At 52.2% G+C, this 23,001-nt stretch carries 22 protein-coding genes and 1 other RNA gene; 18 read left to right on the forward strand and 5 right to left on the reverse strand.

Annotated features, from left to right (window positions below; genetic code table 11):
- Position 1 precedes the first annotated feature (1 nt).
- The 15 genes from ACNAU7_RS01945 (at position 2) to ACNAU7_RS02015 (ending at position 12,787) form a co-directional block, all read left to right on the forward strand.
- Positions 2-373 carry a GtrA family protein gene (locus ACNAU7_RS01945; protein WP_301668614.1) on the forward strand — a complete coding sequence of 124 codons (372 nt, stop codon included), beginning with the start codon at positions 2-4 and terminating at the stop codon, positions 371-373.
- Positions 370-1,290 (forward strand): glycosyltransferase family 2 protein, encoded by a 921-nt coding sequence (locus tag ACNAU7_RS01950; RefSeq protein ID WP_416300152.1) that lies wholly within the window; start codon positions 370-372, stop codon positions 1,288-1,290. Before ACNAU7_RS01945 ends, ACNAU7_RS01950 begins: the two co-directional genes overlap by 4 nt.
- Positions 1,291-1,294: 4 nt before the next feature.
- A complete protein-coding gene (locus ACNAU7_RS01955; RefSeq protein WP_416300154.1) occupies positions 1,295-2,005 on the forward strand; it encodes a methyltransferase domain-containing protein in 711 nt (236 codons plus the stop codon).
- An 81-nt stretch (positions 2,006-2,086) separates the two neighbouring features.
- A complete protein-coding gene (locus ACNAU7_RS01960) occupies positions 2,087-2,731 on the forward strand; it encodes a DedA family protein (protein ID WP_416300156.1) in 645 nt (214 codons plus the stop codon).
- 18 nt (positions 2,732-2,749) lie between these two features.
- Positions 2,750-4,660, forward strand: a complete 1,911-nt coding sequence (locus ACNAU7_RS01965; RefSeq protein ID WP_416300158.1) for an ATP-binding cassette domain-containing protein — start codon at positions 2,750-2,752, stop codon at positions 4,658-4,660.
- Positions 4,661-4,680: 20 nt separating this feature from the next.
- Positions 4,681-5,046, forward strand: coding sequence for a hypothetical protein (locus tag ACNAU7_RS01970; protein WP_002213667.1), 366 nt, complete (start codon positions 4,681-4,683; stop codon positions 5,044-5,046).
- A gap of 110 nt (positions 5,047-5,156) precedes the next feature.
- Positions 5,157-6,632: an anthranilate synthase component I gene (gene trpE / locus ACNAU7_RS01975; protein WP_416300171.1), complete on the forward strand. Its 1,476-nt coding sequence runs from the start codon at positions 5,157-5,159 to the stop codon at positions 6,630-6,632.
- Positions 6,633-6,890: 258 nt separating this feature from the next.
- Positions 6,891-8,027: a 5-(carboxyamino)imidazole ribonucleotide synthase gene (locus tag ACNAU7_RS01980; protein WP_416300173.1), complete on the forward strand. Its 1,137-nt coding sequence runs from the start codon at positions 6,891-6,893 to the stop codon at positions 8,025-8,027.
- A 46-nt stretch (positions 8,028-8,073) separates the two neighbouring features.
- Positions 8,074-8,556, forward strand: a complete 483-nt coding sequence (locus ACNAU7_RS01985; protein WP_002224566.1) for a GNAT family N-acetyltransferase — start codon at positions 8,074-8,076, stop codon at positions 8,554-8,556.
- Positions 8,557-8,618: 62 nt separating this feature from the next.
- Entirely contained in the window at positions 8,619-8,927 is a 309-nt protein-coding gene (locus ACNAU7_RS01990; RefSeq protein WP_301668461.1) for a hypothetical protein, read from the forward strand.
- Positions 8,928-9,172: 245 nt separating this feature from the next.
- On the forward strand, positions 9,173-10,228 hold the full coding sequence (locus ACNAU7_RS01995) for a sulfate ABC transporter substrate-binding protein (RefSeq protein ID WP_416300176.1): 1,056 nt from the start codon (positions 9,173-9,175) through the stop codon (positions 10,226-10,228).
- Entirely contained in the window at positions 10,225-10,413 is a 189-nt protein-coding gene (locus tag ACNAU7_RS02000; protein ID WP_301668603.1) for a hypothetical protein, read from the forward strand. The genes ACNAU7_RS01995 and ACNAU7_RS02000 overlap by 4 nt, the downstream gene beginning before the upstream one ends.
- Positions 10,414-10,803: 390 nt before the next feature.
- Complete coding sequence (locus ACNAU7_RS02005) at positions 10,804-11,409, forward strand: Smr/MutS family protein (protein ID WP_416300178.1); 606 nt, start codon at positions 10,804-10,806, stop codon at positions 11,407-11,409.
- A gap of 62 nt (positions 11,410-11,471) precedes the next feature.
- Positions 11,472-11,834: a transfer-messenger RNA gene (gene ssrA, locus ACNAU7_RS02010) on the forward strand.
- A 599-nt stretch (positions 11,835-12,433) separates the two neighbouring features.
- Entirely contained in the window at positions 12,434-12,787 is a 354-nt protein-coding gene (locus ACNAU7_RS02015; RefSeq protein ID WP_196428038.1) for a DUF2513 domain-containing protein, read from the forward strand.
- A 130-nt stretch (positions 12,788-12,917) separates the two neighbouring features.
- Here ACNAU7_RS02015 and ACNAU7_RS02020 read toward each other — a convergent pair whose 3' ends face one another.
- From ACNAU7_RS02020 to ACNAU7_RS02030, 3 genes are read right to left on the reverse strand one after another with little or no spacing between them, the layout of a single operon-like run.
- Positions 12,918-14,372, reverse strand: a complete 1,455-nt coding sequence (locus ACNAU7_RS02020; protein ID WP_416300181.1) for a LutB/LldF family L-lactate oxidation iron-sulfur protein — start codon at positions 14,370-14,372, stop codon at positions 12,918-12,920.
- Complete coding sequence (locus ACNAU7_RS02025; protein WP_416300183.1) at positions 14,369-15,070, reverse strand: LutC/YkgG family protein; 702 nt, start codon at positions 15,068-15,070, stop codon at positions 14,369-14,371. The genes ACNAU7_RS02020 and ACNAU7_RS02025 overlap by 4 nt, the downstream gene beginning before the upstream one ends.
- A complete protein-coding gene (locus tag ACNAU7_RS02030) occupies positions 15,067-15,846 on the reverse strand; it encodes a (Fe-S)-binding protein (protein WP_416300185.1) in 780 nt (259 codons plus the stop codon). The genes ACNAU7_RS02025 and ACNAU7_RS02030 overlap by 4 nt, the downstream gene beginning before the upstream one ends.
- 283 nt (positions 15,847-16,129) lie before the next feature.
- Here ACNAU7_RS02030 and ACNAU7_RS02035 point away from each other — a divergent pair, with 283 nt between their 5' ends.
- From ACNAU7_RS02035 to ACNAU7_RS02045, 3 genes are all read left to right on the forward strand, one after another.
- Complete coding sequence (locus ACNAU7_RS02035) at positions 16,130-17,536, forward strand: MFS transporter (RefSeq protein ID WP_416300266.1); 1,407 nt, start codon at positions 16,130-16,132, stop codon at positions 17,534-17,536.
- Positions 17,537-17,644: 108 nt separating this feature from the next.
- Positions 17,645-19,171 (forward strand): phospholipase D family protein, encoded by a 1,527-nt coding sequence (locus ACNAU7_RS02040; RefSeq protein WP_416300187.1) that lies wholly within the window; start codon positions 17,645-17,647, stop codon positions 19,169-19,171.
- A 55-nt stretch (positions 19,172-19,226) separates the two neighbouring features.
- Positions 19,227-19,760 (forward strand): C40 family peptidase, encoded by a 534-nt coding sequence (locus ACNAU7_RS02045; protein WP_416300189.1) that lies wholly within the window; start codon positions 19,227-19,229, stop codon positions 19,758-19,760.
- A gap of 83 nt (positions 19,761-19,843) precedes the next feature.
- On the opposite strand, the gene ACNAU7_RS02050 is transcribed toward ACNAU7_RS02045, so the two are convergent.
- Both ACNAU7_RS02050 and pgi read right to left on the reverse strand, forming a co-directional pair.
- Complete coding sequence (locus tag ACNAU7_RS02050) at positions 19,844-21,046, reverse strand: lysozyme inhibitor LprI family protein (protein WP_416300271.1); 1,203 nt, start codon at positions 21,044-21,046, stop codon at positions 19,844-19,846.
- A gap of 217 nt (positions 21,047-21,263) precedes the next feature.
- Complete coding sequence (gene pgi / locus ACNAU7_RS02055; protein ID WP_002241709.1) at positions 21,264-22,913, reverse strand: glucose-6-phosphate isomerase; 1,650 nt, start codon at positions 22,911-22,913, stop codon at positions 21,264-21,266.
- Between the last annotated feature and the right edge of the window lie 88 nt (positions 22,914-23,001).

Below are 23,001 nucleotides of genomic sequence, written 5' to 3' on the forward strand. Positions count from 1 at the left end.
TATGCGGCTCAAACGGTTCGCGCGCTACGGCACGGTTGGTATCATCAACACCCTAATCCATATTGCCGTTTTTACCGTGCTGTCAAGCCGGCAATATCCCGCCGCCGCCGCAAACCTCATAGCCTTTGCCGCAGCCTCAGCATTCGGTTTTGCCGCAAATGCAAGATGGACGTTCGGTACAAAAGCTTCCTTCAAACGCTATGCCTGTTTCGTACTGCTGATGGGTTTTGCGGCATCGGCAAGCGGTTTGGCATCGGATGCCCTTGCTATGCCGCCGCAGGTCGCCGCCGTCGGATTTTCCGCCATCAGTCTGATATATGGCTACCTGTGCTCGAGTTACCTTGTTTTTGCCCAAACAAAAGGAAAACCATGAAAATATCGCTTATCGTCCCGGTGTGGAATGAAGAAGCCGCCATTCCGATTTTCTACCGTGCCGTCAGGGAAAGCAGGGGGCTTCAAAAATACGAAGTCGAAATCGTCTTCTGCAACGACGGGAGCACGGACAATACGGAAACCGTTTTGGAAAACCTCGCCCTTGCAGACCCCTTGGTCAAACCGCTGCACTTTACACGCAATTTCGGCAAGGAAAACGCCCTTTTCGCCGGCTTGGAACACGCATCGGGCAATGCCGCCATTCCGATTGACGTTGACCTTCAAGACCCCATAGAACTGATTCCGACTATGCTCGAAAAATGGCGTGCCGGCGCAAAAACCGTATTGGCAAAACGCATCGGGCGGGCGCAAGACCATCCGCTCAAAAGATGGAGCGCGTCCTTCTTCTATAAACTTTACAATAAAATCAGCCCCGTCAGAATTGAAGAAAATGTCGGCGATTTCCGACTAATTTCACGCGACATCATCGACACCGTTATCAAAATGCCCGAACGAAACCTCTTTATGAAAGGATTACTTTCCTGGCCGGACAGAGGGGAAGTTATCGAATACACCCGTCCGAAACGCATCATCGGCCATACCAAATTCAATGCCTTGAAACTTTGGAATCTCGCTTGGGACGGCATTACCGGATTTTCGACCGTCCCGCTGAAGATATGGACGTATATCGGCTTTTTGTTTGCATTTACCGCATTTTTATGCGGCTCATTGATTATTCTCCGAACGCTCGTCTATGGAAAAGATATTCCCGGTTACCCGTCGCTTTTGGTCTGCATCCTGTTTCTCGGCGGAATCCAGCTCATCGGTATCGGCATACTCGGCGAATATATCGGGCGTATCTATATCGAAACCAAACAGCGTCCCCGATATATTTTAAAAAAACGAAAGAAAGGATAATAAAATGGATGTAAAAGAAAGCGGTATTTTGGGCGACAGCATCAACAGCCATTGGTATTACGCATCCAAAGCACTTGCCGTTGCCAATCTTTTAAAAGGCAGAACCTTCCGCAAAGTGCTGGATGTCGGCGCAGGCTCCGCCTTTTTTTCACACTTCCTGCTGGAAAATTCTGATATACGCGAAGCATTGTGCATCGACACCGCCTACACGGGTGAAAAAGATGAGTCATATTGCGGCAAACCGATTCATTTCCGCCGCACCATCGGCATGAGCGATGCCGACCTGGTGCTGATGATGGATGTTTTGGAACACGTCGAAGACGACAAGGCAATGCTAGAGGACTATATCGCAAAAGTCCCTTCCGGCACGGAATTCCTCATTTCCGTACCCGCCTTCCAGTCCCTGTGGAGCGGGCACGACGAATTTTTGGGGCATTACCGCCGCTACAGCCTGATACAGCTCGAGAACTTAATCCGCAGCACCGGGCTGGCCGTCCTCGGGGGGAACTATTATTTTGGCGCAGTATTCCTCCTTGCCGCAACCGTCCGCCTGCTCGGACGGTTGAGATCCGGACAAAATCCCAAATCCCAACTGATGCGGCATCATCCCGTCATCAACCGCATACTGGCTTCAATATGCCGCCTCGAAATCCGCATACAAAAAAGCAACCGCTGCGCGGGACTGACCGCCTTTTGCCTTGCAAAGAAAAAATAAAACCGATGCCGTCTGAAACTTTTCAGACGGCATTTTTCCAATCGGTTAAAATACACGGTCTATTTTTTTAGGAAATGCACCGTGGTTGCATCTGCCATCGACTTCATCCTCCATATCGACCAACACCTGCTTGCGCTGTCGGCGCAATACGGCATTTGGATTTACTCCATTTTATTTATTATTGTGTTCTGCGAAACCGGCCTGATCGTTACCCCCTTCCTGCCCGGCGATTCGCTGCTATTTGCCGCAGGCGGGATTGCCGCACTAGGCGGTATGGATATTCATCTGATGGTTATGCTGCTATTTGCCGCCGCCATACTCGGCGACGCCCTCAATTTTACCGTCGGCAAGTATTTCGGCGGCAGGCTGTTCGCCAACCCCGATTCTAAAATCTTCCGACGCGAATATCTCGACAAAACCCACCGCTTTTATGAAAAACACGGCGGGAAAACCATCATCATTGCCCGCTTCGTGCCCATCGTCCGTACCTTCGCCCCCTTTGTTGCCGGTATGGGGAAAATGCACTATGCAAAATTTATCCGCTATAACATCATCGGCGGCTTGTTGTGGGTCATCCTGTTTTCTTATGCAGGCTATTTCTTTGCCAACTTCCCCGTCGTAAAAAACAATCTGGGCTTGGTGATGGGCGGTATCATTATTGTTTCCGTCCTGCCCGGCATCATCGAAATTGCCCGCGCCAAACTTGCGGTGAAATCCAAACGGTAACTGTTGAGAATTTGTATCATGAATATATTATCCGTAGAAAACGCTTCCTTTGCCGTCGGCCATGTCGCCCTGCTCGACAAAACTTCCTTCCAACTCGACAGCGGCGAAAAAGTCGGCTTAATCGGCCGCAACGGTGCGGGTAAGTCTTCGTTTTTAAAAATCCTCGCCGGCGTGCAAAAGCTCGACGACGGACAGATTATTGTTCAAAACAACCTCAAAATCGTTTATGTGCCTCAGGAATCGTTTTTCGACAAAGAAGCCACCGTATTTGATACCGTTGCCGAAGGTTTGGGCGAAATCCGCGATTTATTGCGCCGTTATCATCACGTCAGCCATGATTTGGAACACAATTCAGACGGCGTTTTATTAAAAGAACTCAACGAATTGCAACTCGAAATCGAAGCGAAGGACGGCTGGAAACTGGATGCGGCGGTGAAGCAGACTTTGGGCGAACTCGGTTTGCCGGAAAACGAAAAAATCGGCAACCTCTCCGGCGGACAGAAAAAGCGTGTCGCCTTGGCGCAGGCTTGGGTGCAGAAGCCCGATGTATTGCTGCTGGACGAACCGACCAACCATTTGGACATCGACGCGATTATTTGGTTGGAAAACCTGCTCAAAGCGTTTGAAGGCAGCTTGGTTGTGATTACCCACGACCGCCGTTTTTTGGACAATATCGCCACGCGCATCGTCGAACTCGACCGAGGTATTTTGCGTTCCTATCCCGGTTCGTTCTCCAAATACAGCGAAAAAAAAGTGCAAGAGTTGGCAGTCGAGGCGGAACACAACCGCCTGTTTGACAAATTCCACGCGCAGGAAGAAGCGTGGATACGCAAAGGCATCGAGGCGCGCCGCACCCGCAACGAAGGCCGCGTGCGCCGTTTGGAAGAGCTGCGCCGCCAGCGTGCAGAACGCCGCAACGTACAGGGACAAGTCAACTTCAAGCTCGACAGCGGCGAAAAAAGCGGCAAAATCATCGCCGAACTGGAACACGCCTCGTTTGCCTATGGCGATAAAGTTATCATGGACAAATTTTCCACCATTTTGCAGCGCGGCGACAAAATCGGCTTAATCGGCCCAAACGGTATCGGCAAAACCACCTTCCTTAAGCTGATTTTGGGCGAATTGCAGCCGACCTACGGCAGAATCCGTATCGGCAGCAAGCAGGAAGTTGCCTATTTCGACCAGTTCCGCAGCGCGTTGAATGAAAACGACACCGTGTTTTACACGCTCGGACAGGGAAACGATTACGTTGAAGTCAGCGGCAAGAAAAAGCATGTGATGAGCTATTTGGAAGATTTCCTGTTCCATCCAGCCCGCGCACAAAGTCCCGTTTCATCGCTCTCCGGCGGCGAACGCAACCGCCTTTTGCTGGCAAAACTCTTTACCCGTCCTGCCAATATCCTGGTCTTGGATGAGCCGACCAACGACTTGGATATCGACACCCAAGAGCTGCTCGAAGACCTGTTGCGCGATTATCAAGGCACAGTCTTCCTCGTCTCGCACGACCGTATGTTCCTCGATAACGTGATTACCCAAAGCATTATTTTTGAAGGAAATGGAAGGTTAAAAGAATATATCGGCGGCTATCAGGACTACATCGACGCAAAATCACGCGAAGAGAAAATTCAGACGGCATCCGCACCCAAAACAGCCGATGCCGAACCGGTGAAAGAAAAACCCAAAGCCAACCGCACGGTCAAACTGTCCTACAAAGAGCAGCGCGAACTCGATGCCCTGCCCGACGAAATCGCCGCTTTGGAAGCCGAACAGGCTGAAATCAATACCCAACTTTCCGATCCTGAAATTTTCAAAGATTACGAAAAAGCAGGTGCATTGCAAAACCGCGCCGAAGAAATCGAAACACTGCTTTTGGAAAAGCTGGAACGCTGGGAGCTGCTGGAAACCAAACAGAACGGCAATGCCGTCTGAAATCAAATAGGAAGAAAAAAATGTTCAAACGACCTGAAGAAATCATCGTCCTGATACTTGCCGTCCTCTGGATTGCCGGTACGTATTTTCTCGCCGCCCTGTTTGGAGCGGATGCTTATACCGTGTTAAAAATCACTGCCCTTACCCTGCTTTGGTCTGCCGCATCATTCCTCCTTTGGCAGAAAAACCTCAGCCGGCATATCTGGCCGCTGCTGCTCGGCTGCCTGACTGCCTGTTGGTGGCCGTATCTGAATCAATCGGTCGCACCCGGTTCTTTACCTTGGTATGCATCATGGACGTTCAAAACCATCTTAGCCTTGATTCCCGTAACCGCAGGTTATCTGTTTAAATGGAAACAATACCGGCAGCGCAAAACAAAGCCGTAAGCCCGTCTTTTTCAGACGGCATCTCCGGTCAGACTGTCAACAATTCCGATAAAATGCTATACTCGCACCCCTTATCATGCCGTCTGAAACCGCCTTTTGGGAAAGCAGAAATGATCAGCAAACAAGAATACCAAGCCCAAGCCGCCCAAGGCTACAACCGCATCCCGCTCGTGCAAGAACTCCTTGCCGACTTGGATACGCCGCTTTCCCTCTATCTCAAACTTGCCAACCGCCCCTATACCTACCTGCTCGAATCCGTTGTCGGCGGCGAACGTTTCGGCCGCTATTCCTTTATCGGCCTGCCTTGCAGCCACTATCTCAAAGCCAGCGGCAAACACGTCGATGTTTATCAAAACGGCGAAATTGTCGAGCAACACGACGGCAACCCCCTGCCCTTTATCGAAGCCTTCCACAACCGTTTCAAAACGCCCGAAATCCCAAGCCTGCCGCGCTTTACCGGCGGCTTGGTCGGCTACTTCGGTTACGAAACCATCTACAATTTCGAACACTTCGCCCACCGCCTGAAAAACACCGCCAAAGCCGACCCGCTCGGCACGCCCGATATTTTGTTGATGCTGTCGCAAGAGTTGGCGGTTATCGACAATTTGAGCGGAAAAATCCACCTTATCGTTTATGCCGATCCTTCGCAGCCAGATGGCTACGAACGCGCCCGCGAACGCCTTGAAGACATCCGTACCCAGTTGCGCCAAAGCTGCGCTATCCCGCTCTCGCTCGGCAGCAAACACACCGAAGCCGTCAGCGAGTTCGGCGAAGAACCGTTCAAAGCCTGCGTCAACAAAATCAAAGACTACATCTTCGCAGGCGACTGCATGCAGGTCGTCCCCAGCCAGCGCATGAGTATGGAATTCACCGACAGCCCACTCGCCCTCTACCGCGCCTTGCGAACGCTCAACCCTTCACCTTATCTCTTCTACTACGATTTCGGCGATTTCCACATCGTCGGTTCCTCGCCTGAAATCCTCGTCCGCCGCGAACGCGACGACGTCATCGTCCGCCCTATCGCCGGTACGCGCCTGCGCGGCAAAACCCCCGCCGAAGACCTTGCCAACGAACAAGATTTGTTAAGCGATGCCAAAGAAATCGCCGAACACGTCATGTTGATTGACTTAGGACGCAACGACGTCGGCCGCATCAGCAAAACAGGCGAAGTCAAAGTAACCGACAAAATGGTGATTGAAAAATACTCCCATGTGATGCACATCGTTTCCAACGTCGAAGGCCGTCTGAAAGAGGGCATCACCAACATGGACATCCTCGCCGCCACGTTCCCCGCCGGCACACTCTCCGGCGCACCCAAAGTCCGCGCCATGGAAATCATCGAAGAAGTCGAACCGAGCAAACGCGGCATCTACGGCGGCGCCGTCGGCGTATGGAGCTTCAACAACGACATGGACTTGGCGATCGCCATCCGCACCGCCGTGATTAAAAATAATACCCTCTTCGTCCAAAGCGGCGCAGGCGTAGTTGCCGACTCCAATCCTGAATCAGAATGGCAGGAAACGCAAAACAAAGCCCGAGCAGTGGTTCGGGCGGCGCAGATGGTGCAGGAAGGGTTGGATAGGTAAACTTGGCGTTTTTAGACAGCCTTTAAGGAATCAACAGGCCGTCTGAAAATCCAAACAATAAGCAGCAATCGTTTGATTAAAACAACTACCTTTACCGCGTCATTCCCACGCAAGCGGGAATCCAGAAATTTGAAATAACGGGAATCTCTAAATATTTCCAAAAGATTGATGCCTAAATTTCCGCCTGCACAGGAACGACGGATTAACGGTTTCAGACAACCTGAAATAAACAGTAGAACACAGACAAATTAAACCGCTATGAATAAATCCCCCATCCTCCCGCCTGCCATACTCGGCATCCTCGGCGGCGGCCAATTAGGCAGAATGTTTACCGTTGCCGCCAAAACCATGGGCTACAAAGTAACCGTTCTCGACCCTGATCCGAACGCGCCGGCGGCAGAATTTGCCGACCGCCATTTGTGCGCGCCGTTTGACGACCAAGCCGCTTTGGACGAGCTAGCAAAATGCGCGGCGGTGACCACTGAATTTGAAAACGTCAATGCCGACGCGATGCGCTTTCTGGCAAAACACACCAATGTTTCCCCCAGCGGCGACTGCGTTGCCATCGCGCAAAACCGCATTCAGGAAAAGGCATGGATACGCAAAGCAGGTCTGCAAACCGCGCCGTATCAAGCAGTTTGCAAAGCCGAAGACATCACTGAAGCAAGCGCGCAATTCCTGCCCGGTATTCTGAAAACGGCCACTTTGGGCTACGACGGCAAAGGTCAAATCCGCGTCAAAACGGTGGACGAACTCAAAGCCGCGTTTGCCGAACACGGCGGCGTGGATTGCGTTTTGGAAAAAATGGTGGATTTGCGCGGCGAGATTTCCGTAATCGTATGCCGTCTGAACGATGAAAACGTGCAAACCTTCGACCCCGCCGAAAACATCCACGAAAACGGCATCTTGGCTTATTCCATTGTCCCCGCGCGACTAAGTGCCGACGTGCAGCAACAGGCGCGGCAAATGGCGCAGCGTTTGGCCGATGAATTAAACTACGTCGGCGTATTGGCGGTGGAAATGTTTGTTGTCGGCAACACGCATGAATTGGTCGTCAACGAAATCGCCCCGCGTCCGCACAATTCCGGACACCATACGATAGATGCCTGCGCGGCAGACCAGTTCCAGCAGCAGGTACGCATTATGTGCAACCTGCCGCCTGCCGATACCAAGTTGCTTTCTTCATGCTGCATGGCGAATATTTTGGGCGACGTTTGGCAGGAAGACGGCGGCGAACCAGATTGGCTGCCGTTGCAAAGCCGGCCGAATGCACACCTGCACCTATACGGCAAAAAAACCGCGCGCAAAGGGCGGAAAATGGGACACTTTACCGTTTTAACCACTGATTCGGACACCGCATTTCAAGAAGCAAAAAAACTGCATCAGTCCCTATAATCCGACCAACGGCACAGATGCCGTCTGAAGCCGCCGACATACCGCCATGAGCCTGCTGACACTGTTACGCCCCGCCACCGTGCAAGACTGCAAAGACATCTTCAAAGTCCACCTGCACTCCGTCCAATACACCTGCATCCTCAGCTACAACGAACACGCCCTAAAAGTATGGGAGGGCTTGTTAAACACAGAAAGTTACCTGCCGACCATTTCAGATCCCGACAAAGCACTTTGGGTTGCCGAATACAAAGGCAACATACAGGGGTTTTTCCAAATCGACTGCCAAGAAGCACAACTCGATGCGCTTTACGTCCACCCCCTGTTCCACAACCTCGGACTGGGCACTGCCCTACTTCATCAGGCGGAAACCATCGCCCACAAATCCGGTTTGAGCTTTCTGAAACTCTACGCATCGCTCAACTCCGTCCCGTTTTACCTTCTCAACCGCTACGAATCGCTCGGTTCGGCAGTATTGCAGCTTGACCCCAGCATCAAAATCAAATGCGAACTGATGCGCAAACACCTCTAATCCCACCTTGCATGAAAAACTAGGTATAATAATCGCATTGGAAATGAATTTTGGAGAAAATCATGTTGAAGAAAGTTTTCGTTCTTGCTGTTTGTGTGTTGGCTGTGTCCCCTGTCTTTGCCAAACCCAATCATCAAAGACAAGCAGAACCGCAATATAAAGAGTTCCACTTGTGGAGTGACAGGGCAAACAATTATGTAACCCGCCAAGATGGAAAATGGGTCTACTGCACAAGAGGTGTCGGTTGTGTATCTGAACAAACAGTAGCAAGTGGTTATCAGCCGAACGGTGAGCCTTACTTTTTTTCGCCAATGAAAAACAATCTGATGCGCCAACGTATCAGAGAGACTGGCAGATTATTTAGACACTAATTTTAAACCGCCTGTTAAAGGCGGTTTTTTGCTTTCATTTCAATTTAAAAGGAGACCCATCACAGGTCTCCTTTTTCACACCAAATCAATCAGTGTTCTCGAATATCCTCAACCGCACGTTCACGCAGTGTTTGGAAATTGTCTTCCACATAACCAAAACTGATAATCTTCAAATCAAACATTATTTCCACAAGCGCAGACAGCCGTATAAAGTTGCCCCATCTACCAACCGACAGGACAAGCATATGAAAACCTACGCACCGGTACTCTATACCGCAGCCCTGCTCACCGCCTGCAGCCCCACAGCCGATTCAAACCATCCGTCCGGACAAAATGTCCCGGCCAATACCGAATTCGACGGTAAAACCATCGCCCTGCTCAATGCCTCATACGATGTAGCACGGGATTTCTACAAAGAATACAACCCATTATTTATCAAAGAATACCAATCCAAATATCCCGGCACATCCGTCAGCATCCAACAGTCCCACGGAGGCTCCAGCAAACAGGCATTATCCGTAGCCAACGGCCTTCAAGCCGATGTCGTCACCATGAACCAATCCTCCGACATCGACCTGCTCGAAAAAAAAGGGCTGGTAGAAAAAGGCTGGCAACAAGCCCTCCCCGACCACGCCGCGCCCTACACCGGCACTATGGTTTTCCTTGTCCGAAAAAACAACCCCAAACAGATCCGCGATTGGAACGACCTTGCCAAAGACGGCGTTAACATCGTCATCGCCAATCCCAAAACCTCGGGCAACGGACGCTACGCCTTCCTCGGCGCATACGGTTACGGCCTGAAAGCCACCAACGGCAACGAACAGGAAGCCCAAAAACTCGTCGCATCCATCCTCAAAAACACACCCGTTTTTGAAAACGGCGGACGCGCCGCCACCACCACCTTCACACAACGAAACATCGGCGACGTACTCATCACTTTTGAAAACGAAGCCAACTACGTCAGCAAAAAACTGACCCAAGGACAGTTTGAAATCGTCTATCCGAGCTACACCATTTCCGCCGAAAGCCCCGTTGCCGTCGTCAACAGCGTCGTCGCGAAAAAAGGTACGCAAAAAGTCGCCCGCTCCTATCTCGAATACCTTTGGAGCGAACCGGCGCAAGAACTCGCCGCCTCACTCTACCTGCGCCCCCGCAACCCCGAAGTATTGGCACGGCACAAAACCGACTTCCCAGACTTAGACACCTTCTCTCCCGAAGAAAAATTCGGCGGATGGGACAACATCATGAAAACCTACTTCGCCGACGGCGGCGTATTCGACCGCCTGACCGCACAAAAATGACCCCGTCTGAACCACCTTTCAGACGGCATTTCACACATCAAAACAGAAAAACCGCGCCCAAAATCATCATCACAAGACACAACGGCAAACCGGATACAAAACCCAACACCGCCGCCAAAATGCCGTCTGAAGCCGTCGGCGCAGCCATCCTTATCTGGGGCGCGCTTCATCAAAGGGGCGCATAACTTTCCTTAACCATCCCTTTTGATAGCCAAATAAACAGTGCTTTTGCCTGTCAGAAACAAAACCAATATTTTGCGGTTCGTATCGGAACATTTATAAAACATCAGATTTCCGTGTTTCGCGTTTCCGGCAATTCAAGATTGGCAAAACACGTCAGCCTGCTTCGCAAGGCAGGTTTTTAAAACTTTATCAGGCGTTCAGGCATATCGGTTCGGTCGGCCCGCATTTCCGGCAATCAACACTGCCGACGGTTGCCGCATTTCTTTTTGATATACAATCACACTTTCAAAAAACATACGCCGGCAACAAAATCATCCGCCCCCGCTTGGCAAACATTCCGGCAAATTAAAACCCCGCCCGAAACAGCCATCGGACAAATAACAGGAAAAAATATGAATACCGACTTCCAAAACATCCTCAAACAACTGGGCAAACAGGCCAAAAAAGAAGCGGCAGAAAAACAGGAAGCCGAAAAAAACAAGCAAAAACAAGAACAGGATTTGGATTTTTCACAAGCAGTCGGACAAGTCTCCCCATTAAAAAACCGGCAGCAATATTATGCGCAGCCCGACAAAACCCCCATCAAAGTCCGTCCCAAAGACAACCGCGCCGACGAAGAAAACTACTTCTACATCGGCAGCATATACAACGACCCACCCGCCAGCTTCAGCAAAAACGGACAGGGAAAAAACGACATCCAACGCTTGAAAAACGGATACTATCCCGTCGTTACCGATGTCGACCTGCACGGCTACACCCAAGAAGAAGCCCAAAAAGTCCTCAACGAATTCATCGCATTCACCCAAAAACGCGGCGTATGCGGCGAAATCATCCACGGCAGCGGATTAGGTTCCAAAGGCTACAAACCCGTTCTGAAAAACATGACCCGAAACTGGCTGATGCAACACCCCGACGTACTCGCCTACGTCGAACCCCGGGAAGGCAACGACGGCTGCGTCCGCATCCTGCTCAAACGCAAATTAAGGCAGCAAGACTGACAAATTTCTCCGCCAGACTTGGCAGCACCGCACAATATCCGTATAATTTGCAAACCATTTCTGGGGGCGACCTTGGTTTCGACGGGGGTTGCGAAGCAGATGCGGGCATACCGGGGTCTCAGATTCCCGTAAAACACTGAATTCAAATAGTCGCAAACGACGAAACTTACGCTTTGGCCGCTTAAGGCCAGCCGTTGCAGCAGTCGGTCAATGGGCTGTGTGGCGAAAGCCACCGCAACGTCATCTTACATTGACTGGTTTCCTGCCGGGTTACTTGGCAGGAAATAAGACTTAAGGTAACTGGTTTCCAAAAGGCCTGTTGGTCGGCATGATGGAAATAAGATTTTCAAATAGACACAACTAAGTATGTAGAACGCTTTGTAGAGGACTTTCGGACGGGGGTTCGATTCCCCCCGCCTCCACCATACCCTGTTTTCAGCAGTATCCTGCAATACGCATAAAGCCTTGAAATTCAATAGTCTCAAGGCTTTTTTGTTGCCTCGGATACGACGGGCTATACCTGAATTTTCATCATTTATGGGGGAAGCTTGCCACAAGTTACCTTAAAACAGAAGAAAATGCCAAAGCCAACATTACTGCCGACAAATCGGCAATGCAAAAAGCTGCAAGCTTCCAGCCAATTATCAGGCTGTTACACACTTTTGTGCTTACACAAGCTATCCGCAAACACGCGCCCTGTTGCAGTTCCACCCATGTATGCGCCCGCCCGTATGAATTGCGCCTATATATGCCGGGATGAAATCAACCGGGTGGCAGGGTAATACCGCAAAGTCATTGTTGCGGTATGTGTTATCATTGCCGCAAGAACAGTGGGATAAAGTCCGCTTATTGATAAAAATATCGGAGTAGGTCATGCCGTCTGAACTGTATGTCAGCCGAGAAATAAAAGTATTTTTAAGTAGGAAAACCGCTCCGGAAGCAGACCTGGGATTAAAATCCGCATAACTAAAAGGCCGTCTGAAACCGTTTCAGACGGCCTTTAAAACATCTTCAAGGATAAAAAGTGAAACGCGACTGGGATTTGATACGCCATATCCTGACCGAATTGGAAAATGAACCCAACCCCGACCGCTGGCTCGTTTCCACCTGTATCGAAGGTTGGACAAAGGAAGAAGCCGCATATCATCTGTGGCTCTTGATACAGGGCGAACTGATTGCGGGCAAATGCAACCGCGATCAGCAGGGTAATGGGTTTGCCTGTTACAGAATCCGCCTGACGTGGGCGGGGCATGAGTTTCTCGCTTCCATCCGCAGCGATACGGCTTGGCGGTGCATCCGCAGCCTGTTGAAGGAAAAGGCGGTAGATTTGTCTTTTGAAGCCATCAAAGCCGCCGCACTGAAACTGTTGGAGGTGTAAATGCAAGGGTTTGAACGGCGGCATGGCAATGCCGCCCTACGGCTGTCGGAAGCCGACCCAAAATTCAAAGCCGAATAACCAAGCAAATGCCGTCTGAAACCGTTTCAGACGGCATTTCATACACAATCGCTTATGCTTTTTCTTTTTGGCGCATTTTTTCCGCCATCAGTTCGTGCAGGGTTTTCTTCGCCGGTTTCATCGGTACGCGGTTTTGCGTCCAACCCAACTGTTTGCGCGGGGTCAGGTTGCGGAACTTGGTGGCCGCCCAACCGAAGGCGCGGTAGGTTTTGCTGCCGCTGAAAATACCGTTGAATGTGCGCCACGCCATTTGTTCGCCGAAGGTATGCGATGCGCCTTGCCCCCGGATGGGGTGCGGCACGGTTTCGGTCGGCGAACGTTGCGCCTCAACTCGCAAACGCTGCATTTGTTCGGTAATCGGGATGCGTACCGGGCAGACTTCCACGCACGCGCCGCACATCGTGCAGGCGGTCGGCAGGTCGCGGGTGGCATCCAGGCCCAACAGGTGTGGGGAAATAATCTCGCCAATCGGGCCGGGATAAGTTGTGCCGTATGCCGCGCCGCCGATACGGGTATAAACCGGGCAATGGTTCATACACGCGCCGCAACGGATACATTGCAAGGTGCGGCGCATTTGGTCTTCGGCATAGGCTTGGCTGCGGCCGTTGTCGAGCAGAACCAAGTGCATTTCCTGCGGACCATCCAGCTCTTCACTGCGGCGCGGACCGGTAATCATATTGAAATAGGTGGTAATGTTCTGACCAATGGCAGAACGCGGCAGCAGGCTGTACAAGGGTGGGATGTCGGACAATTTCGCCACCACTTTTTCAATACCGGTAATAGCGATATGCACGGGCGGAACGGTGGTACTCAAGCGACCGTTGCCTTCGTTTTCGACCAGACACAGCGTACCCGTTTCGGCAACGGCGAAGTTTACGCCGCTCAAGCCGACATCGGCGGTGCTGTAAATATCGCGCAGGGCTTTGCGGGCGAAGCCGGTCAGTTGATCCACGTCGTCCGTTAAGGAAGTTCCAAGATTTTGGTGGAAAAGTTCGCTAACCTGTTCTTTGGTTTTGTGAATGGCGGGCATCACGATATGGGTCGGTTTTTCGCCTGCCATTTGGACGATGAACTCGCCCAAGTCGCTTTCCACCGCTTTAATGCCTTTTGCTTCAAGATAATGGTTCAGCTCGATTTCTTCGCTGACCATTGATTTGCCTTTGACCATCAGCTTGCCGTTTTTGGCTGTGATGATGTCGTGGATAATTTGGCAGGCTTCGGCAGGGGTTTCCGCCCAGTGCACTTTCACGCCCAGCTTGGTCAGGTTTTCTTCCAACTGCTCCAGCAGCGCAGGCAATTTGGACAGGGAACGCTGACGGATGTGTTCGCACAAATCGCGCAGGCTTTGCAGCTCTTCTTCGTCGGTCAAAACGGCTTTGCGCTTGGTCATCAGCATATCCATCGCGGTACGCAGGCTTTTACGCAAAGGCTTGTCTTGAAGGGAAATTGCGGCATTTTGTTTGAAAGTTTCCGGCTTCATGTGGAACTTGATGGTTTGCGTAGTCATGCGTTTTCCTCCAAATCGGCAGGGGAAATGTGGTCGGGCAGAATGGCGAGGATGACCAAATCGCGCGGACCGTGCGCGCCGTAAGCAAGCGTCAGTTGGATGTCTGCGGTTTTGGACGGGCCGGAAATCAGGAATACATTGGTCGGCATACCGTTTTCCACCAGTTTTTCGCCTTCGACGGCGTTATGAAACTCGTTGTACATCTTGGACGTATCGAACAGGCAGAAATGCACGGGCGGAACGAGGCTTAAAGTACGCGGCTCTTCAGGGCTGGAAAACAGCATCAGCGTACCGGTACGGGCGATGCCGCATTGCGCGCCGCTGAAGCCCGCATCGATGTTTGAGAAGAACTCGGTTTTCCAAGTATCGATTTCGCGCTCGAAAGCAATCGGTTCGATATTGCTGTCCACCAGCGCGGCACGGGCGATTTGTCCGTGTTCGGTCGCCAACGGCAGCAGAATGTTTTTCAAACCTTTGCCTTCGGCTGCTTGACGGAATACTTGCGGCCAGCCGGTTTTGGTCACCCAATAAATTTCGGTTTTTACGGCGCGCATAGCGGCAGCCCAATGTTTCAGACGCTCAACTTCGCTGCTCCAAGAAACACCCATTTCACGGTAATAATCAAAAACCGCAGGCTCTTCCATCGGCAATGCGTCGGCTTTTTTCAGTTTTGCCAAAATATTTTCGCGCGCGCTCATGCTTTGCCTCCGGTACGTTCCAACAAGAAGGATGCAATGTGTTTCGGACGCGGCATATTCGGTTCGTCCTTAGCAATTTTGCCGCCGATGTTCATCATGCAGCCGCAGTCCGCGCTGATGATTTCGGTCGCACCGGTTTCTTTCAGCGCGGCAACTTTGTCTGTTACCATCGCGCCGGAAATATCGGCCTGTTTGACGGAGAATGTGCCACCGAAGCCGCAACATTCGCTTTCGTGGTCGTGAACGATGCGCTCGACGTTTTCCATGCCGTCAATCAACTGCCAGCCTGAAAGATGGACATTCATTTCTCGGCGGGCGGCACAGGAAGTGTGAACGGCGACCTTAACCGGCCCGCCTTTGTCTTCAGGCTTGTAGCCGATAGCCAGCAGAAAATGGGTAAACTCTATGATGCGGCCGGCACAATCAATGGCTTTTTGCTCGTACTCGGTGCCTTTAAACAAAGTCGGCCAGTGGTGTTTCATCATGCCGCCGCACGAGCCGGACGGTACGACAATCGGCCAGTTTTCGGGGAAAAGGTCGAGTTGCGCCTTGGCGACATCAAAGGCTTCGGTCGGATGGCCGGATGAATAGGCGGGCTGGCCGCAGCAGCTTTGCGCCATCGGGAAATGGACGCGTATGCCCTGCTGCTCGATTAGGGCAATGGCATCCATGCCTGCTTCGGGCATAAAAAGATCAAGGACGCAGGTGCCGAAAAAATAGACATCGGTCGGATTGCTGTCGTATCGGATAATTTTTGGGGGAATGGTTGCGCTCATGTTTTTTGATAACGGGAAACCCGTTTTTCTCTGTAGAAAGGTAAGCGTTTACTTTAAGTAATTGACTGTTGCGGGTCAAGTCTAATTTTAAAAAATAATCCGGTTTTTCTTACAAACTGCCCCATAACGCTTACTGTACCTTACTCTGATAATTTTCGATAATAATTATCATTACAATGAAATGCCGATTCGTTTGCTTGTGAACATTCAGGACGCCGACTCTGACGGCATTCAGACGGCATCTGAAAACGATAATGGCACAAGGATGGGGTACAATCGCCCTATGGAAAAAAACACCCTATCCGCCCGCGCACCATCCCCTTGGCTGCCGCTTCTGCTGGCAATTGCCATTTTTATGCAGATGTTGGATGCGACCATTTTAAATACCGCACTGCCTGAAATTGCCGCCGACCTGAATGAGTCGCCATTGAACATGCAGCTGGCGGTTATTTCCTACACGCTAACTGTTGCCCTGCTGATTCCTTTGAGCGGTTATTTGGCGGACAGGTTCGGAACGAAAAAAGTCTTTTTCAGTTCGATTGCCGTTTTTATGCTCGGATCGGCATTGTGCGCCGCATCGGGTTCGCTGTTTGAATTGACGCTTTCCCGTGTCGTTCAGGGCATTGGCGGTTCGATGCTGGTTCCGATACCGCGTCTGACCATCTTGCGTGTGTACGACAAGTCCAAGCTGCTCAATGCCATCAATTATGCGGTTATGCCCGCATTAATCGGGCCGGTTTTAGGGCCTTTGGCGGGCGGTTATCTGGTCGAATACGCTTCGTGGCACTGGATTTTCCTGCTCAACCTGCCCATCGGTCTGCTGGGGTTTATATTGGGACGCAACATCATGCCCGATGTCAAAGGCAACGATACCGCTCTGGATTTCAAAGGCTATCTGACCTTTTCCGCTGCCGCCTGCCTGCTGCTGCTTGCTGCAGAAAGCCTGTCGCACGCGCTGCCTCCGTATTTTGCACTGTTGCCGCTGTGCGGCGGACTGCTGTTTGCACACCGTTATTTCAGACACATGAAAACGGCACCCCATCCGATTTATTCTGCCGACCTGTTTCTGATACGCACTTTCCGTCTGGGATTGGCAGGCAACCTGTTCAGCCGTATCGGCATCAGCTCGATTCCTTTTCTGATGCCCCTGATGTTTCAAGTCGCTTTCGGCTTCAGCGCAAGCCTGTCAGGCTGGCTGGTCGCACCCGTCGCCCTGTCTTCGCTATTAGTCAAGCCGTTAATCTCCACCTTGATGAAGCGTTTCGGCTATCGCAAGGTACTGCTTTGGAATACCAAACTGCTTGCCGCCTTTATCATGCTGCTCGCCCTGCCTGACGGAAACTCGCCACTGTGGATTTGGATTTTCCTCTCACTGGCGATCGGCGCGTGCAACTCCCTACAGTTTTCTGCCATGAACACACTGACCCTCGCCGATTTGCGCCCGCAACAGACCGGCAGCGGCAACAGCCTGATGGCGGTCAACCAACAGCTTGCCATCAGCATGGGCATTGTTGCCGGCGCATTAATCCTTAAAAACTGGACATTTCTGATACCGGCTTCTTCAGGTCTGCATTCCGCCTTCCGTATGACCCTGCTCAGCATCGGCGGCATCACCCTTGCCTCATCGCTGGTATTCAATCGGCTGCACGTTTCAGACGGCACCAACCTGACACGGAACACACCATCCTGAAGCGGTTCGCACGCAAAACTTTTACCCGTTTCAACGTTTGGATTATGATGTCGCACTTCCATGTGCGCCAACCCAAAACACAGGTAATGCCGTCTGAACCGATTTCCTATGAAAACACGCAGCCTCCTTCCCCTGTTGTTCCTCCTGCTCTGCTCGTGCGCCGCATGGCTGCCGCCCTTGGACGAACGCACGGAAAGCCGCCATTTTGACACTGCTTCCCCCGTCCGTTTGGATAAAGTCCTGCACATCCGCCATTTCCCGTCCGACAGCCGCCTGTCCGACATTTACCTGCTCGACGACCCCCACGAAGCCTTTGCCGCCCGCGCCGCCCTTATCGAATCTGCCGAACACAGCCTCGATTTGCAATACTACATCTGGCGCAACGACATTTCCGGTCGGCTGCTGTTCAACCTGATGTACCTTGCCGCAGAACGCGGCGTGCGCGTACGCCTGCTGTTGGACGACAACAACACGCGCGGATTGGACGACCTCCTGCTTGCCCTCGACAGCCATCCCAATATCGAAGTGCGCCTGTTCAACCCCTTCGTCCTACGCAAATGGCGCGCACTCGGCTACCTGACCGACTTCCCCCGCCTCAACCGCCGCATGCACAACAAATCCTTTACCGCCGACAACCGCGCCACCATACTCGGCGGACGCAATATCGGCGACGAATACTTCAAAGTCGGTGAGGACACCGTTTTCGCCGACCTGGACATCCTCGCCACCGGCAGCGTCGTCGGCGAAGTATCGCACGACTTCGACCGCTACTGGGCAAGCCATTCCGCCCACAACGCCACGCGTATCATCCGCAGCGGCGACATCGGCAAGGGTCTTCAAGCACTCGGATACAACGACGAAACGTCCAGACACGCACTCCTGCGCTACCGCGAAACCGTCGAACAGTCGCCCCTCTACAAAAAAATACAGACAGGACGCATCGACTGGCAGAGCGTCCAAACCCGCCTAATCAGCGACGATCCCGACAAAGGGCTGGACCGGGACAGCCGCAAACCGCCGATTGCCGGGCGGCTGCAAGACGCGCTCAAACAGCCCGAAAAAAGCGTCTATCTGGTTTCACCTTATTTCGTCCCCACAAAATCCGGCACAGACGCACTGGCAAAACTGGTGCAGGACGGCATAGACGTTACCGTCCTGACCAACTCGCTACAGGCGACCGACGTTGCCGCCGTCCATTCCGGCTACGTCAAATACCGAAAACCGCTGCTCAAAGCCGGCATCAAACTCTACGAGCTGCAACCCAACCATGCCGTCCCCGCCACAAAAGACAAAGGCCTGACCGGCAGCTCCGTAACCAGCCTGCACGCCAAAACCTTCATCGTGGACGGCAAACGCATCTTCATCGGCTCATTTAACCTCGACCCCCGTTCCGCACGCCTCAATACCGAAATGGGCGTTGTCATCGAAAGCCCCAAAATCGCAGAACAGATGGAGCGCACCCTTGCCGATACCACACCCGAATACGCCTACCGCGTTACCCTCGACAGGCACAACCGCCTGCAATGGCACGATCCCGCCACCCGAAAAACCTACCCGAACGAACCCGAAGCCAAACTTTGGAAACGCATCGCCGCAAAAATCCTATCCCTGCTGCCCATAGAAGGTTTATTATAGAAATGCCGTCTGAAACACCTTCAGACGGCATATCCGAACCCGCAAAGGAAAAACCATGTTTCCCCTCGACAAAACCCTTTTCCTCTGTCTCAGCGCACTGCTCCTCGCCTCATGTGGCACGACCTCCGACAAACACCGCCAACCGAAACCCAAACAGACAGTCCGGCAAATCCAACCCGTCCGCATCAGCCACATCGACCGCACACAAGGCTCGCAGGAACTCATGCTCCACAGCCTCGGACTCATCGGTACGCCCTACAAATGGGGCGGAAGCAGCACCGCAACCGGCTTCGACTGCAGCGGCATGATTCAATTCGTTTACAAAAACGCCCTTAACGTCAACCTTCCCCGCACCGCCCGCGACATGGCGGCAGCCAGCCGCAAAATCCCCGACAGCCGCCTCAAAGCAGGCGACCTGGTATTCTTTAATACGGGCGGCGCGCACCGCTACTCACACGTCGGACTCTACATCGGCAACGGCGAATTCATCCATGCCCCCAGCAGCGGTAAAACCATCAAAACCGAAAAACTCTCCACACCGTTTTACGCCAAAAACTACCTTGGAGCGCATACGTTTTTTACAGAATAAACAAAGCCGTTATCCAAAAGGCCAGCAGCAAAAATGCCGTCTGAAACACAAAAGTATTTCAGACGGCATCTTCAAATCGAAGGTCAGTTGATCAGATAACCTTGGATTTCTTTGGTTTTCGCATTGATTTCTCTGGTACGGCAGTCGGATTGTGCCACGCCGTATTCGTCGCCATCGGCGCATTTGGCATTCAAACCGTTTTGCCAGTTGCGGTATTCGGGCATAACGGTTTCGGCAATATCGGCGGGCAATGCCTGAACCGCACCATCCAATGCCGCCTTGGCAGTCCTTTCTTTTTTATCTGCTTCCCTGATAATTTCGTCAATCACTGCTTTCTTGCGGTTGTGCAGCTCTTCCAAGCGTGCTTCGGTTTCCGCCGTTTTGCATGCCAATTCGCTGATTTTTATGCCGTTTGGCGTTTCACTTTCGGCTTTTGCCTTGCTGGCACAGATTTTATCCATCCCGCTTTTCCATGTTTTCTGCGAAGCTTGCAGCTTATTCTGTACAGTTTGCGGCAATCCTTTCCAGAACTGCTCGAACTCGCTGCGCGACAGCTTGTAGCGTTCTTCCCATTCGGATACGCGGGCGGCTTCCTGCTCCCGACCCAATGCCTCCTGCGCCGCCGCTTCTTCTGCCTCCCTCGCTTCCTGCGCGGCGGCTTCTGCCGCTTCAAGTTCTTCGTTCCTTTGTTTCGCTTTGTCCAACGGCTCTTTAATCAGTGCCATAGACACCAGCTCGCTGAGCGGATGGATGATATCGTGTGCCTGATTCAGTTCGGCAAAGATTTTGCTTTTGTCGTCTGTCGGCTGGACGCTGTAAGAAATAGTTTTGACGTAATACGCGCCTTCTTTGCGGTAGTAGCGTTCAAAAAAGTCGGGCGTTTTCTTATAGCTGTTACCTATGGATTGGTTGGCGGCTACGGCATAACCGACAACATCGTCGGGCACGTCCAGTTTCAACGTAGCTTCACATTTGAGTTTGCTGGACGTGTCGGTTTTTTCGATGGTTCGGACTTCATCGACGGTTATCCCCAAACGTTCGACCATGCTGCGGATATGCGATATGCCGATGTCGGCAAATGCCTGGTCTTTGAATGCGTCGTCGTCAAAGGTTTTGACGGTTTCACCCTCGACATTGTCGCGGACGAGTTTGACCAAAATCTCTTTAGCCTCTTCGCTTCCGCAGGAAATTTCCTTTCCGGAAAACGGGTTGCCTATTCCCAAACGGTCGCAGCCCGACAAAATCAGCATACTTGCCAATGCCAGTGCGGGTAAGTTTTTTTTCATCGGATTTCCTTTGCCGTCCAAACACGGACTGTCTGTTGCGTATTTCCACACACGCTACGGCACTTGAAGTACATGGCTGCGGAACATACATGTTTAAATTTATGCGAACCATCATATCGGGATTGCACACGCTCTGCAAGTTTACCGACGGTTTTCCTGTTCGATAAAAATGCCGTCTGAAACGGTCGGCGTTCAGACGGCATTTTGCCCGGGGATTTTATGATTTGCGGTTGGTTTGCAGGTAAAGCCTGATCAGGCGTTCGGTCGAACTGTCGTGCTTTTGCGGCACGGTTTCGCCGGTCAGTTCGCCCAAAATAGTTTTAGCCAGTTGTTTGCCGAGTTCCACGCCCCACTGGTCGAAGCTGTTGATGCCCCAAATGATGCCTTGTACGAAGGTTTTGTGTTCGTACATTGCAATCAGGCTGCCCATATTGCGCGGGTTGACCTTGTCCATGAGAATGAGGTTGGTCGGGCGGTTGCCGGAGAAGGTTTTGTGCGGGACCAGCTCTTCGATGCGCGCCTCATCCATACCCTGCGCTTTGAGTTCGGCACGGACTTCGTCGGGGGTTTTGCCGCGCATAAAGGCTTCTGCTTGTGCAAAGACGTTGGCAAGCAGGATTTCGTGGTGTCCGGGCAGGTTGCTGCGTTTTTCAAGCGAGGCAATCAGGTCGATGGGGGTAATGTGCGTGCCTTGGTGCAGCAGTTGGAAGAAGGCGTGCTGGCCGTTAATGCCCGTTTCGCCCCAGATAATCGGCGAGGTTTCGTGTCCGACTGCTTTGCCGTCCAACGTAACCTGTTTGCCGTTGCTTTCCATATCGAGCTGCTGGATGAATTTGGGCAGGCGGTGCAAATGTTGGTCGTAAGGCGCGATGACGTGGCTGCCGCCGCCGTAGTAGTTGATATACCAGATGCCGATGAGGGCGAGGATGACGGGCAGGTTGCGCTCGAGCGGTGTGTTGATGAAGTGTTGGTCCATCAGGTGCGCGCCGTTGAGCATTTCGATGAAGTTTTCTTCGCCGAGATACAGCATAATCGGCAATCCGATGGCGGACCACAGGCTGTACCGACCGCCGACCCAATCCCAAAATTCAAACATATTGGCGGTGTCGATGCCGAATTCGGCGACGGCTTTTTGATTGGTGGAAACGGCGGCGAAGTGTTTGGCAACGGCTTCTTCGTCGCCCGCATGATTCAAAAACCATTCGCGCGCGGTCAGCGCGTTGGTCAGCGTTTCCTGCGTGGTAAATGTTTTGGAGGCGATGATGAACAGCGTGGTTTCGGGGTGGACTTTGGACAATACGTCGCGCAGTTGCGAGCCGTCCACGTTGGAGACGAAGTGCATATTGAGGCGCGGATGACCGAAAGGTTTGAGCGCGGTACACATCATCAGCGGGCCCAAATCCGATCCGCCGATGCCGATGTTGACAACGTCGGTAATGACTTGGTTGGTATAGCCCAGCCAGCTTCCGCTGCGGACTTCGTGTGCAAATTCGCCCATACGTTGCAAAACGCGGTTGACTTTGGGCATAACATCTTCACCGTCAACCACAATCGGCGAATTGGTGCGGTTGCGAAGGGCGACGTGGAGGACGGCGCGGTTTTCGGTGGTATTGATTTTTTCGCCGTGGAACATCTGCCGCATCCGCTCCGGCACGCCTGCTTCACGCGCCAACTCGAACAAAAGCGACATGGTTTCGTCGTTGATGCGGTTTTTGGAGTAGTCCAGCGTCAGTCCGCCGACTTGCAGCCAGTAGCGTTCCGCACGCTGCGGGTCTTGCTCGAACATTTCACGCATATGCAATGTTTTGCTGTCGTCAAAGTGGTTCCACAATTTCGACCATGCGGGTAAGTCGTGAAGGTGTTTCATCTGTATGCTCCTGAATGAGGTTTTTTGTTGTGGGATGAAAAGGCTGCCGGAAACTGCCGCAAGCCGCCGACGACCGTTGTTCGGCATT

It is taken from the genome of Neisseria sp. LACPHL-SPEC-2024-00856, assembly GCF_047915665.1.
GTDB lineage: Bacteria > Pseudomonadota > Gammaproteobacteria > Burkholderiales > Neisseriaceae > Neisseria > Neisseria polysaccharea.